The organism is Enterococcus sp. AN402 (assembly GCF_040719405.1).
Classification (GTDB): Bacteria; Bacillota; Bacilli; order Lactobacillales; family Enterococcaceae; genus Enterococcus; species Enterococcus faecalis.
In genome coordinates, this window is sequence record NZ_JBFDTM010000004.1 from 2,104,871 (window position 1) to 2,117,805 (window position 12,935).

12 protein-coding genes and 1 riboswitch are annotated in these 12,935 nt (G+C 37.0%); of the genes, 5 read left to right on the forward strand and 7 right to left on the reverse strand.

The window, feature by feature from the left end:
* Positions 1-14 precede the first annotated feature (14 nt).
* The 5 genes from AB1I62_RS11570 to AB1I62_RS11590 all read left to right on the forward strand — a co-directional run bounded on the left by AB1I62_RS11570 (position 15) and on the right by AB1I62_RS11590 (position 4,652).
* Positions 15-653: a transcriptional regulator gene (locus AB1I62_RS11570; RefSeq protein ID WP_002381503.1), complete on the forward strand. Its 639-nt coding sequence runs from the start codon at positions 15-17 to the stop codon at positions 651-653.
* A gap of 205 nt (positions 654-858) precedes the next feature.
* Positions 859-2,211 carry a Mur ligase family protein gene (locus tag AB1I62_RS11575; RefSeq protein ID WP_086318029.1) on the forward strand — a complete coding sequence of 451 codons (1,353 nt, stop codon included), beginning with the start codon at positions 859-861 and terminating at the stop codon, positions 2,209-2,211.
* The gene (locus AB1I62_RS11580) at positions 2,201-2,893 is read left to right on the forward strand and encodes a type 1 glutamine amidotransferase (protein ID WP_002356583.1); all 693 of its coding nucleotides are present in this window, start codon (positions 2,201-2,203) and stop codon (positions 2,891-2,893) included. The genes AB1I62_RS11575 and AB1I62_RS11580 overlap by 11 nt, the downstream gene beginning before the upstream one ends.
* A gap of 114 nt (positions 2,894-3,007) precedes the next feature.
* Positions 3,008-3,052, forward strand: a riboswitch (PreQ1 riboswitch).
* A 77-nt stretch (positions 3,053-3,129) separates the two neighbouring features.
* A complete protein-coding gene (locus tag AB1I62_RS11585; RefSeq protein WP_010777863.1) occupies positions 3,130-4,104 on the forward strand; it encodes a nucleoside hydrolase in 975 nt (324 codons plus the stop codon).
* A gap of 2 nt (positions 4,105-4,106) precedes the next feature.
* A complete protein-coding gene (locus tag AB1I62_RS11590; protein WP_002356581.1) occupies positions 4,107-4,652 on the forward strand; it encodes an ECF transporter S component in 546 nt (181 codons plus the stop codon).
* A 55-nt stretch (positions 4,653-4,707) separates the two neighbouring features.
* Here the strand turns inward: AB1I62_RS11590 and manA are convergent, their stop codons facing one another.
* The 7 genes from manA to AB1I62_RS11625 form a co-directional block, all read right to left on the reverse strand.
* Positions 4,708-5,679, reverse strand: a complete 972-nt coding sequence (manA, locus tag AB1I62_RS11595; RefSeq protein ID WP_104845876.1) for a mannose-6-phosphate isomerase, class I — start codon at positions 5,677-5,679, stop codon at positions 4,708-4,710.
* Positions 5,680-5,720: 41 nt separating this feature from the next.
* On the reverse strand, positions 5,721-6,764 hold the full coding sequence (locus AB1I62_RS11600; RefSeq protein WP_010777864.1) for a serine hydrolase: 1,044 nt from the start codon (positions 6,762-6,764) through the stop codon (positions 5,721-5,723).
* Between the two features lie 129 nt (positions 6,765-6,893).
* Entirely contained in the window at positions 6,894-7,763 is an 870-nt protein-coding gene (locus AB1I62_RS11605; RefSeq protein ID WP_002359617.1) for a VOC family protein, read from the reverse strand.
* Between the two features lie 162 nt (positions 7,764-7,925).
* A complete protein-coding gene (locus AB1I62_RS11610) occupies positions 7,926-9,794 on the reverse strand; it encodes an ABC transporter ATP-binding protein (RefSeq protein WP_141435603.1) in 1,869 nt (622 codons plus the stop codon).
* Positions 9,791-11,518 carry an ABC transporter ATP-binding protein gene (locus tag AB1I62_RS11615; protein WP_002374237.1) on the reverse strand — a complete coding sequence of 576 codons (1,728 nt, stop codon included), beginning with the start codon at positions 11,516-11,518 and terminating at the stop codon, positions 9,791-9,793. Before AB1I62_RS11615 ends, AB1I62_RS11610 begins: the two co-directional genes overlap by 4 nt.
* 20 nt (positions 11,519-11,538) lie before the next feature.
* On the reverse strand, positions 11,539-12,216 hold the full coding sequence (locus AB1I62_RS11620; RefSeq protein ID WP_002388377.1) for a TetR/AcrR family transcriptional regulator: 678 nt from the start codon (positions 12,214-12,216) through the stop codon (positions 11,539-11,541).
* A gap of 147 nt (positions 12,217-12,363) precedes the next feature.
* On the reverse strand, positions 12,364-12,933 hold the full coding sequence (locus AB1I62_RS11625) for a guanylate kinase (RefSeq protein ID WP_002387147.1): 570 nt from the start codon (positions 12,931-12,933) through the stop codon (positions 12,364-12,366).
* Positions 12,934-12,935: the final 2 nt, after the last annotated feature.

Consider the following 12,935-nt stretch of genomic DNA (forward strand, 5'->3'; position numbering starts at 1 on the left):
AAAGGAGCTTATTTATGTTATCCGACGAAAAACTTACTTTTTTAACACAAATTGCTAAAGGTTTAGCTGGTCAATTTGGAGAAAACTGCGAAGTCGTTATCCACCAAATCAATGAAGACAATATTAACAATTCTATTGTTTCCATCGAAAATGGTCATGTCTCTTCTCGTCATCTGGGCGATGGACCTTCTCAAGTAGTTTTAGAAGCCTTAAAAAAAGATCCCAGTGAGTTGAATGATCATATTAACTATCTGACCCGTACCCATGATGGTCGTATTTTAAAATCTAGTACAATGTATTTTAAAGATGAGAATGGTCAACTCGATGGTATTTTTGCTATTAACTACGACATCACTACATTGATTGCTGCAGAGTCGAACTTAAAATCTTTGATTTCCACTGCAGAACCTGAAGAAGATAAAGACCCTGATTACATTCCTCAGGATGTTAATGAGTTGTTAGACGATTTAATTCATGAATCAGTCAAATTAGTTGGCAAGCCGGTCCCATTAATGACGAAGGACGATAAAATCAAGTGTATTCAATTTTTAAATAATAAAGGCGCCTTCTTAGTCACTAAATCTGGGGACAAAGTTTCTAACTTCTTCAATATTTCTAAATATACGCTATACAGTTATATTGATGCGAAATAAAAATGGAAATCGATGGACGATTTGTTGTTAAGACAAGTCGTCTATTCTCTTTTTTCCTTCACTATTCTACTTTTTCTAAAAGACTTTTTAAATAATAGTAAGAAAAAGTAAAAGGAATTAATTTTTTATTTTAGTTATGGTATGATAGATTGAGTTTAATTTAAAATAACGAAAAATTAAAGATATAGAAATTGGGGGACAACAAATGGGGATTCGAAGTCATTTAGCAATTGCTGCAGGAAAAACTTCGCAATGGGTTTTACAAACATTTTTTAAAGGCGGCAGTAGCTACCCAGGGAAATTAGCCCTAAAAATCGATCCTAAAATTTTAGATACATTGGCAAAAGACTATGAAATTGTCGTAGTCACTGGAACGAACGGTAAAACATTAACAACTGCTTTAACTGTTAACATTTTACGCCAAGAATTTGATGAGGTATTAACAAATCCAACGGGTGCTAACATGGAGCAAGGAATTGTCTCTACTTTTTTAAATGCCAAGGCGAAAAAAGGACAAAAGAAATTTGCGGTGTTAGAAATTGATGAAGCAAGTTTAAGCCGTGTCACTAAATATATTCAACCAAAATTATTTGTTTTTACGAATATTTTCCGCGACCAAATGGATCGCTATGGTGAAATTTATACGACGTATCGCTTAATTATGGAAGGCGCCGCTGCTGCTCCTGAAGCAACTATTTTGTGCAATGGTGATTCGCCAATTTTTAATTCAAAAGAAACTGTAAATCCTCGCAAATACTATGGATTTAATCATTTACCACCGAAAGAGCAATTGGCTCATTACAATACAGATGGGGTTTTATGTCCAAAATGTAATCATATTCTTCATTATAAAATGATTACGTATGCTAATTTAGGTGATTACTATTGCCCAAATTGTGGCTTCAAACGGCCTGAGTTGGATGTGCAGTTAACGGAAATGGTCCGGATGGATAATACATCTGCTGATTTTGTGATTGATGGCGAAGAATACGGCATTGCTGTTGGTGGGATGTATAATGTTTATAATGCGCTAGCGGCCACAGCGGTAGCAGAATATTATCAGGTGGCACCAGATAAAATCCGAGCAGGCTTAGCTTATGATGAAAAAGTTTTTGGACGTCAAGAAACCATTAAAGTTGGCGATAAAGAATGTACGTTAGTTTTAGTAAAAAATCCCGTTGGTTTAAATCAGGTCATTGATATGATGGGCTTAGCCCCTTATTCTTTCTCGCTAGTTTCATTATTAAATGCCAATTATGCAGATGGAATTGATGTCAGTTGGATTTGGGATGGTAATCATGAAGCCTTTGCTGATATGGACATTCCAAAAGTAATTGCTGGCGGTGATCGCCATGAAGATATGGCCTTGCGTTTAAAAGTTGCGGGTATTCCTGAAGAAAAATTACTAGAAATTGCTGATTTAGAGCAAGTAATTTCAGAAATTAAAAGGTTGCCGACAGATCATGTCTATATTTTGGCAACCTATACTGCTGTTTTGCAATTAAGAAAATCATTAACAGCCCAAGGGTATATTCAAGGGGGAATGAATGGTGTCTAAAGAATTAGTCGTTTGTCATTTATATGGCAACTTATTAAATACTTACGGAGATAACGGAAATTTATTGATGCTTAAATATTTAACCGAAAAAATGGGCGTTACCTTCCGATCAGAAATTATCAGTATCTACGAACCGTTTGATCCCGAAAAATATGATTTAGTCTTTGTTGGTGGCGGTCAAGACTTCGAGCAACTGATCATCTCAGAAGACATTCAGAATAAAAAAGAAGCTTTGACTTCTTATATTGAAAATGACGGCGTCTTGTTAGCTATCTGTGGTGGTTATCAACTTCTAGGACATTACTATGTCGGCGCACAAGGCGAAAAAATTAAAGGAATCGGTGCGTTAGATCATTACACTTTGAGCCAAGACAACAATCGTTTCATTGGTGATATTGAAATTTATAATGAAGAATTTGATGAAACGTATTATGGTTTTGAGAATCATAACGGCATGACTTTTTTAGGCGAAGGTGAACGACCTTTAGGAACAGTCAAACAAGGCAAAGGCAATAACGGTCAAGATAATGGCGAAGGCGTTGTCTATAAAAATGTGTTTGGCTCCTACTTCCACGGTCCAATCTTAGCACGCAACAAAAATCTAGGGATTCGGTTAATTCGGACCGCTTTAGAGAAAAAATATGGTGAACCGATCGCTATTCCTGAAACGCTTTATAAATAAAAGAAGAATCTAGTTCCTACATATAGGGCTAGATTCTTTTTCATTTCTCCGACAACTATTTACATCTTTACAAAATATAGTAAGATAAAGAGGTGCATTTAAAATCGAGAATTTCTCGGACTGGTTCGGAAACTTCCCAGAATAAAAAACTAAGTATCTCTCAATACTAACTCAAGTCATAGCTTTTTTAACAAGAGTTATCATTTGCAGTTAACGAAAAAGGAGGATTGGAAAAAATGCAAAAAGTAATTATTGATTGTGATCCCGGAATTGATGACACGCTTGCTCTCTTGTACGCACTTGCTTCACCAGAGCTAGATGTCCAAGCGATTACAGTTGTTTGCGGAAATGTCCCTGTGGAGATTGGCGTGGAAAATGTTTTTAAATGTTTGGAAAAAGTTAATCGCTTAGATATTCCTGTCTACCAAGGGGCTGCTAGCCCTTTAAAACGGCCATTTGTTAGTGCACAAGATACACATGGCATGGATGGTTTAGGTGAAACATATTTCCCCAGAACTAGCAAAATCCAAGCACAAGCGCTTTCCGCTGCCGACTATTTAGCACAAACCTTTCAACAAGCCACCGATTGTTCAATCATTGCCCTTGGTCCTTTAACAAACATTGCGTTGGCTTTAAAAAAAGAACCTCTTCTGGGGCGAAATCTTCAACGTTTTGTCTCAATGGGTGGTACCTTTAAAAGCCACGGCAATTGCTCTCCTGTTGCAGAATTTAATTATTGGTGTGATCCTGATGCAGCAGCTTGGGTTTTTGAGAAATTAGGTGCAAAAATCGAAATGGTCGGCTTAGATGTCACACGAGAAATTGTTTTTACACCAACAATTCTCAATTATTGCCAACGACTCAACCCCAAAATGGGGAATTACCTCGCTGAGATTACTCAATTTTATTTTGATTTTCATTGGAAATATGAACGTATTTTAGGGTGTGTTATCAACGATCCCTTAGCGGTTGCTTATTTTATTGATCCTGCGCTCTGCCAAGGCTTTTCCAGTTACGGACAAATTGTTCCTGACGGCATTGCTATGGGGCAATCAATGATCGATCAGTATCATTTCCAGCAGCAACCAGCTAATTGTCATGTCTTGACTACGGTTGATAGTCAACAGTTTTTCGTGAAGTTTCTATCCATTCTTTTAAATGTACAAATAGATGAGATCGAAAGAGATTTCAAAAATTTAAGGATGGGATAACCATGAAAAAAATAACACCACGAATCATTACAATTATCGCTTTTAGTGTTGCTTTAAATTACCTTGGCAGTACCATTGCATTGCTCCTTCGCTTACCAATCTATCTTGATAGCGTGGGAACTATTTTTACAGGTGCGTTATTAGGCCCACTCTTTGGTGCACTGACAGGTATTTTAACAAGTCTATTAACTGGATTGACAACGGATATCTTTTCTCTGTATTATTCACCTGTCCAACTCTGCACAGGAATTTTAGCAGGCTTGCTCCTTCATCAGCAGTTAAAAGTAACCAAATTACCATTTAAAACGTTGTGGTTAACGATACCAGGAACAGTGATTTCTTCCTTAATCACAGTTTGTTTATTTGGTGGAATTACTTCTGCTGGCTCCAGCATAATTGTCCAATTTTTATATGGTTTAGGCTTAAATCAGTTAGCAAGCGTCCTGTTGGTTCAATTGATAACAGATTACGGGGATCGTCTGCTATCAGTCATCATCGTCACAGCTGTTATCGCTGCCTTACCTAAACGTTCCTTTATAACAAAATAAACTGTTTTAATGCCAAAAAATGAGGAAATCATCTGTTGATGATCTCCTCATTTTTTTAGCGACTGCCAGGTTCTGAAGCTATAATCGTTAAATCACCTTCAAAACGCCAGCTCGGAATATCTGTTGGAAAGATAAAGCTATCGCCTTTTTTCAAATCAAAAGTAGCTACATCTGCTTTTGCAGCATCTTCTGTAATCAATCGACCCACACCTTCAATAACTGTTGCTAATGTATAAGGTGCTTGTTTTTTGACTTTTAGAATCCCACTGACACGCCACTCATAGACATTAAAGAAATCTGTTTTTACATAAGTAACAATGCTTGATTGTCCTTGATTTTCTTGTTGAATAGAGAGGTCAGGATCCTTTGCCGGAACGGTTGTCACATCAATGGATTGTTGAATATGCAATTCCCGGGACTTTCCTTGATCATCTGTTCGATCATAATCATAAACCCGATACGTAGTATCACTGCTTTGTTGCGTTTCTAAAATTAAAATACCCGAGCCGATGGCATGAATAGTGCCGCTTGGTACATAATAAAAATCGCCTTTTTTCACTGGTACTTTTCTTAAAAGATCGTCCCAACGACCTTCTTCAATCATTTCAGCTAGTTCTTCTTTTGTTTTCGCGTGATGTCCATAAATGATTTCAGCGCCAGGTTCTGCATCAATAATGTACCAACATTCAGTTTTGCCTAGCTCGCCTTCATGTTTTTGGCCATATGCATCATCGGGATGAACTTGCACGGATAAATCATCTTCAGCATCTAAAATTTTCGTTAATAATGGAAAGACAGCGCCACCTGCATGGCCGAATAACTCTTGATGGTCTGCCCACAATTCATCTAATTTTTTTCCTTTAAATTCGCCATTTAAAACAGTACTAACGCCATGTGGATGTGCACTGATTGCCCAATCTTCACCAATTTTATCGCTCGGTAAATCGAAACCAAATAGCGTGTGTAGACGATTGCCGCCCCAAATTTTTTCTTGAAAAACAGGTTGTAAAAATAATGGTTCTTGCATTGACTGTGACCTCCCAAATTGAATTCGCTCTCATTATATCACTAAAAACTAGTCATTTCATCTGAAACTGATGATTTCTCTTTTAAATAGGTTGCCAACAACTGATCTCTTTCTTCGATATAAGTGTTCCGGTGGTCCTCTGGATGGACTCGATTAGATAAAAAGATAAACGCTGATTGTTGTTGCACATCAATTAGCAAAAAAGTGCCTGTATAGCCTGTATGGAATAATAATGGCCGTTGCGTAGCTACATCATATTTAAAATCCCAGCCTAGAGAACGTGGTTTATCTGCAGCTGGCACTTGGTTAACTAGTAACAAATCAATCGTCTCTTTTTTTAAGAATTGGAGATTGTGATAACTGCCTCGATTTAAATACATTCGAACAAATTTTGTTAAATCATAGACATTGCTAAACAAGCCAGCATTCCCTGCATGTTCCCGTAAAACAAATGCCTTAGGATCATGGGTTGCACCTCGAATCAACCCTCGTTGTTCATGTAATTCTGTTGGCACACAGTTTAAAGGATTCTTTGGTAGAAACGTACTTTCGTTCATCCCTAAAGGAAGCAATACTCGCTCAGATAAAATTTCTATCATTGATTGTTGGAACATTTCTTCTAACATAAAGCCTAATAAAATAGTCCCTGCATCTGTATAGACGACTTTTTTACCTATTGCTTTGCCTGCGTGAAATGAATGATTGTAGGCGTCTTTTAATTCTTGAGCATTCAGCTGATCACGATTAGGAATATAGCCTTGTAAATCTGCCGTATGTGTCAACAAATGCCGGATTGTAATATTAGGATCTTGAAAAGAGGGATAATAGGTTTGTAATGATTGATCTAGAATAATTTTTCCTTCTTCCACTAATTGTAAAATAACGGTGGTGGTGCCGACTACTTTGGTTAAAGAAGCCACATCAAACAGCATGGCCGAGGTTAATTGTTCTTTGGTGGGTTTTACTTGTGCGAGTCCCCAACAATTGCTCTCCTCTTTTTCACCTTCAATGAAACAAAAACTAGCCCCCGAAAAAACACCTTTTTTCATCATATTTTGAATTTTCCACTTTGTTTTTTCGTACATTTTTTCACCTACTATTTTTAATATTAAAGGAAAAGTCTAGAATAAGTCCCGAACAAAAGCAGCGTTAAACTTTTATTCCGACTTTATTCCAGACTTGCTAAAACAAGCTTATTTTGTCTGTCTAAGCGTTTATTTTAAGACAAACCACCATTCCAAGCCAATTGGATCAAACACAGTGACAATCGCTTTTTTCTGGTCAATAAAGAACTCTTGATTTTTTGCCGTTAATTGTTGCTCCATTGCTAAAATATGTTCTTGATCAGAGAGCTTAATGGTAAAGAAATCTAAACCTAAGTGTGGATCAGGTAATTGATCCACTTCACTTGTTTCAGGTTTTTGGAATCCAATAGTTGCTTTGCCATCTTCTAAAACAAATTGATCTTTTTCATTGCGTTTTAAACCCAGAACTTCCTCATAGTATGCTTTTATTTCTTTTTGATTGTTTGTTTTTAATTGCACATGCGCTAAATATGACCCAGCGGCTAACCCTTGATGTGGCTCTAAGTCCTCACTGATAAGATCTTTAAGCACAATTGGTTGCTTTTCAGAAGTCGAATTTGCTGTTGCTTCATCGTGAAAAATCTCAAATTGATTGCCTTCAAGATCAGTAATGAACATGCTTTGACGTGTGCCAATTTGGAAACTTTCATCAATTGGGTAGTCTTGTTCAAGCACTCGTTGAGCAATTTGTAAAAATTCTTTTTCCGTAGGAACTTTAATTGAAAAATAAGCCATTTGCTTTTCTTCATTATGAAAATCTTCGGCTTTTCTAGTTTCTTCTAAAATTAATAATTGCGTTCCTGCTTCACGTGTACCCCAGATAGACAGGTTATTTTCTTCTGACTTTAAAACAAAACCCATTACTTTTTTATAAAAGTCGACCATTTCGCCAACTTTTTTCGCACGAATGGCAATTGTTTTTAATGTCGCAGCTTTTTCTAATTGAAATTCAGTCATTTTTTCTGTTACCTCCATTTTCTTCTCTCCCATTTTATACATCTCTTGCTATTTCATCAAGTAATATCCTGTTTTTCTCAAAAGAAAATAGAAATTTTTCAATTTCGCTAACTTTTTGTTAAAAAAATAAGGCTTCAGGAACCAGTCTTTACGACTATGGTTCCTGACGCCTCATCATGAATTACTATTTTTTTGCTTCGCCTTTTAGGCTACTTCTTCTGAAAACTGACTGTTATATAAGTCAGCATAAAAACCGTTTTTCCCCATTAATTCATCGTGGGTTCCTGTTTCCACAATTGAACCTTCTGCCATAACGATAATCGTATCGGCATCACGGATAGTCGACAAGCGATGAGCAACTACAAAGCTGGTCCGATTTTCCAATAAACGATTCATTGCTGCTTGAATCAGTATTTCTGTTCGAGTGTCCACACTTGAGGTGGCTTCATCCAAAATTAAAACGTCTGGATTTGCTAAGAATGCTCGTGCAATTGTAATTAATTGTCGTTGACCTTGAGAAATATTGCTGGCTTCTTCATTTAGAATCGTTTGATAGCCTTCTGGTAATTTTCTGACAAAATCATCCACATGGGCTGCTTTCGCCGCACGGATCACTTCTTCTTCGCTCGCTTGCTCATTACCATAATGAATATTGTCATAGATACTTCCAGTGAACAACCAAGTATCTTGAAGAACCATTGAAAAGTGTGCTCGCAACTCTTCGCGAGATAAATCGCGCGTATCTACGCCATCATATTTGATGCTGCCGCTACTAATATCATAGAAGCGTTCCAATAAGTTAATTAGGGTTGTTTTCCCAGCACCTGTTGGGCCCACGATTGCGACCATTTCCCCAGGTTTAACATTTAAATTGAAATCTTTCATTAATAATTTCTCTGGTGAATAGCCAAAAGCAACATGTTCAAAAGAAACACGATAAGGACTATCTGTTTCCACTGGTACGCCAGAAGGTTCATCCACCATTTCTTCTTCATCTAATACTTCAAAGACACGTTCTGCCGAAGCCACCGTAGCTTGGATTGTATTCATTAAATTAGCGATTTGAGTAATCGGTTGTGAAAATTGATTGGTATATTGAAGAAATGCTTGGACATCCCCTAAATCCATCATACCATTCGCTACTTTTACGCCACCAAGGACTGCAACAAACACATAGCCTAGATTTTTGATAAAGTTCATTAAAGGCATAATGATCGCTGAAATAAATTGTGCTTTGCGACCAGCATGGTATAATTTTTCATTTTCTTTTTCAAATACTTCTTGATCACTTTCTTCGTGGTTGAAACTTTTTACTACTACGTGACCACCGTAGGTTTCTTCGACTTGGTTATTCAATAATCCTAAGCTTTTTTGTTGAGCCGCAAAATGTTTTTGCGAGCGAGGCGCCACAACCATCACAACAATTAAACTTAATGGCACTGTTGCTAAGGCAATTAGTGTTAACTGCCAGCTAATGGTCAGCATCATCCAAAGTACACCCACAAATGTCACGATACTGGTAATTAATTGGGTTAAGTTTTGTTGTAAAGTACTCGCAATATTATCCATGTCGTTAATTGCCCGTGACATGATGTCCCCATTACTATGAGTATCATAATAGGAAATTGGAACTTTGTTCATTTTCGCTTCTAATTCTTGACGTAATTCATAAACTGTTCGCTGTGAAACACGTGTCATAATTACTTGCTGCAAGAAATTAAAGACAGCAGAAATAAGATACATGGCAATAACAATTAATAAAATTTGACCGATTTTGTCAAAATCAATTGGAAAAGATGTTATTTTTAAGCCTTGTTTCATTTCAGCAGCGCCTTTCATGACGCCTTTAAAAATTTCAGTTGTTGCCTGTCCTAATACTTTTGGTGTTTGAATTTGGAAAACGACGGCTGCGATTGCTAATACTAAGACAGCAATAATTGACAGCATTCGTTTAGACATGTATCGAAATAAACGTTTCACTGTTTTCCAGAAATTTTTTGGTTTTGGCCCTTTTGCGCCAATGTTGCGTCCTGGTCCACCGCCCATTGGTCCGCCTTTTGGTCGACTACTCATGCAAGGTCCTCCTCTCTCAATTGAGAATGTACAATTTCTTGATACGTTTGGTTGTTCGCTAATAACTCTTCATGCGTTCCTTTACCAACTAATTTCCCTTCGTCTAATACTAAAATTGTCGATGCTTCCATAACCGTACTTACACGTTGGGCCACTAAAACAACAATTGCATCCGTCATCTGCTCTTTTAAGGCTTTTCTTAAATTAGCATCTGTTTTGAAGTCCAATGCAGAAAAGGAATCATCAAAAACATAGACATCTGCTGGTTTTACTAAAGCACGAGCAATAGCCAACCGCTGGCGTTGTCCGCCAGAAAAATTACCGCCGCCTTGTTCGACATGACTATCCAAACCTTCTGCCAATTCTGAAACAAACGCCTTTGCCTGCGCAATTTCTAAAGCTTGCCAAATTTCTTCATCGGTCGCATTTGGGGCGCCGTATTGCATATTTTCACGAATCGTTCCTGTAAATAAAACAGCCTTTTGCGGTACAAAGCCAATCATTTCTCGTAAATTATGCTGTGACGTTTCTTTAATGTTTTTACCATTTAGTAAAATCTTGCCAGATTCAACATCATAAAAACGTGGTAAAAGATTAACCAGCGTTGTTTTCCCAGAACCTGTCCCACCAATAATTGCGACCGTCTCCCCAGATTTTGCTGAAAAATCTATATCTTCCAGTGCTAAGTTTTCAGCATGCTGGTAACGATAATTAACATGTTCAAACGCCAATGTTGCTTTGTCGCCTTTTAGAGAGAGTAGTTCTGGATTGGGTACATCTTTGATTTCTGAATCAGTATTTAGCACCTCATTAATCCGATCAGCAGAAGCTTGCGCCCGCGGTACCATGACAAAAATCATGGATAGCATCATGAAACTCATCAGAATTTGCATGGCATAAGTCATAAAGGCGATTAAGTTCCCTACTTCTAGTTGCATTTCCGCAATATAATGACCGCCAAACCAAGTGATTGCAATATTGGTACCACTCATAATGAGTGTCATTAAAGGAATCATCAAAGCGACAATCGTATTCACTTTAATCGCCGTTTGTGTATAATCCTTATTGGCTTCATCAAAACGTTGTTCTTCATAGTTTGCTTTGCCAAAGGCCCGAATCACACGAACTCCTGTCAGTCCTTCACGAAAAACTAAATTTAAACGGTCGGTTTTCTTTTGCATGCTTTTAAATAACGGAACCGCTAAAAACATGATACCTCCCACTAAAACAGCCATAATTGGTAAAACATATAGAAAAATTTTCGTTAATTGTGGGTCCTTGTTATACGCCATAAAACTTGCACCAATTAACGTTAAAGGTGCGTTAATCATTAAACGTAAAAACATTTGCATAACCATTTGAATCTGATTGACATCATTGGTTGTTCGTGTAATTAGCGAAGCTGTCCCAAATTTGTCAAATTCATTATTAGAAAAATTTTCAACTTTTCGATAAATATCAGTCCGTAATTTTTTACCTAAACTTTGTGATTCTTTGGTGGCAAAAAAAGTATTTCCAATAGAAGCGACAATGCTAATCAAAGAAAAGCCTAACATGACAACTCCTGTACTCCAAATATAGTTAATATCTCCTTTAGCGACACCGTCATTAATGATATTAGATGTTAATGTGGGCAGATATAAATCTGCGATAATTTGCACGATCATAAATAAAACCGCTGCAAAGACCGACCATAACGACATCCGTTTGACTAGTTTAATCAACTAACTTCTCCTCCTTTTTGCTACTTATAAGCGCCATTTTTCAACCAATTTAATTTCATTTTTAATTGTTTGACTGCTTCAGTTGAATCATAGGCGGGATTTTCTCTTTGTTGACGATACCCATCAACAATTGTTGAGAAAACGGCATGCATCGCCGTCTGCATAAACCATGTGAATTCTTTTGGCGTTTCAATGGTTAATTTCGAACGATCGATTATTTGATAAAGATGTTCTGCATAGGCAGCATGGCCTTTTCTTCCTCTATGCTTATGACAGTTCTGTTTCCTATTTTTTTCCTCTTCCCCAGTCGCTAAATTATCCGTCACCCGACGTGAAGCACGATAGTCCATGTTGACAAATAAATTCCGATAGAAAGAAGCATTCTCCCCAGTTAGCACTTCGACAATCATTTTGGAGAAATAGACATCCATGGCTTCGATTAAATCACCATTTTCTGCAATAATTTGTTTCTCTAAATCTCGTTCACTATTTTTTCTTAATGTCGCAAAGTAATAAAAATACAAATCTTCTTTATTCTCAAAATATTGATAAAAGCTACCGCGCGGAATTTCCGCTAATTTAACAATATTTGCAATTGACGCTTCTTGTAAAGAATGGCGCGAAAATTCAATTTGCGCAGCATCTAATAAGCGTTGTTGCTTTTCTTCTGGCAAATGAAAAAACGTATTCGTAGGCATATTTGTGTTCCTCCCTTTTATGACACATTGTCATATGACACCATGTCATTATAGCACTCTCTATTCAGAATGCAAGTTTTTTACAAAAAAAATCAAGCACCTAGCAAGACAAAATTGATGTTAGATTCTGTCTCACCAGTTGCTTGATTAATAATAGTGTTTGATGCATTCTTGTAACAAGCCAGCGACCTCTTTTATAGGTCCATTGGCATCTATTCGTTGATAATTAGGATATTGTTCCAATTGGTTTTTGATAAGAATTTCTTGATCATAAAGGTTTAAACGTTCTTCAATAATTTTAGGATCAGATTCTCGTTGTTTTAAACGTTGATAAATATTTTCTTTTGAAACGTCAAAAAAAACTGGAATGACGGACTCGCCGAAACGCTCAAAGACCGCTTGAAAGCCTGGAAAAGTTAACGCATTATAGGCTGGATGCTCTTTCGTTGTTTCAACGATGGCAGCTACACCGACACCGTAATAGTTTCCATGGTAAAAATCATACTCCACTAACTGATTGGTTTCAATCAAGGCTTGAAAACTTGCTTTTGTTTCAAAATAGTAATCCACACCATCCACTTCATCCAATCGTTTTTTCCTCGTAGTATGCGAGATAACTTTATAGTTTTTCGGAAAAACCTTACTTGTAATTGCGGTCTTGCCAGAACCACTCGGACCCATAATAACAAAAAATGGATGTTGTAATTGCTTAATCACTA

What these genes read in the sequence shown, in the direction of transcription:
- AB1I62_RS11570 (WP_002381503.1), top strand. Translation starts at nt 15, where the DNA reads ATGTTATCCGACGAAAAACTTACTTTTTTAACACAAATTGCTAAAGGT.
- AB1I62_RS11575 (WP_086318029.1), top strand. Translation starts at nt 859, where the DNA reads ATGGGGATTCGAAGTCATTTAGCAATTGCTGCAGGAAAAACTTCGCAA.
- AB1I62_RS11580 (WP_002356583.1), top strand. Translation starts at nt 2,201, where the DNA reads ATGGTGTCTAAAGAATTAGTCGTTTGTCATTTATATGGCAACTTATTA.
- AB1I62_RS11585 (WP_010777863.1), top strand. Translation starts at nt 3,130, where the DNA reads ATGCAAAAAGTAATTATTGATTGTGATCCCGGAATTGATGACACGCTT.
- AB1I62_RS11590 (WP_002356581.1), top strand. Translation starts at nt 4,107, where the DNA reads ATGAAAAAAATAACACCACGAATCATTACAATTATCGCTTTTAGTGTT.
- manA (WP_104845876.1), bottom strand. Translation starts at nt 5,679, where the DNA reads ATGCAAGAACCATTATTTTTACAACCTGTTTTTCAAGAAAAAATTTGG.
- AB1I62_RS11600 (WP_010777864.1), bottom strand. Translation starts at nt 6,764, where the DNA reads ATGTACGAAAAAACAAAGTGGAAAATTCAAAATATGATGAAAAAAGGT.
- AB1I62_RS11605 (WP_002359617.1), bottom strand. Translation starts at nt 7,763, where the DNA reads ATGTATAAAATGGGAGAGAAGAAAATGGAGGTAACAGAAAAAATGACT.
- AB1I62_RS11610 (WP_141435603.1), bottom strand. Translation starts at nt 9,794, where the DNA reads ATGAGTAGTCGACCAAAAGGCGGACCAATGGGCGGTGGACCAGGACGC.
- AB1I62_RS11620 (WP_002388377.1), bottom strand. Translation starts at nt 12,216, where the DNA reads ATGCCTACGAATACGTTTTTTCATTTGCCAGAAGAAAAGCAACAACGC.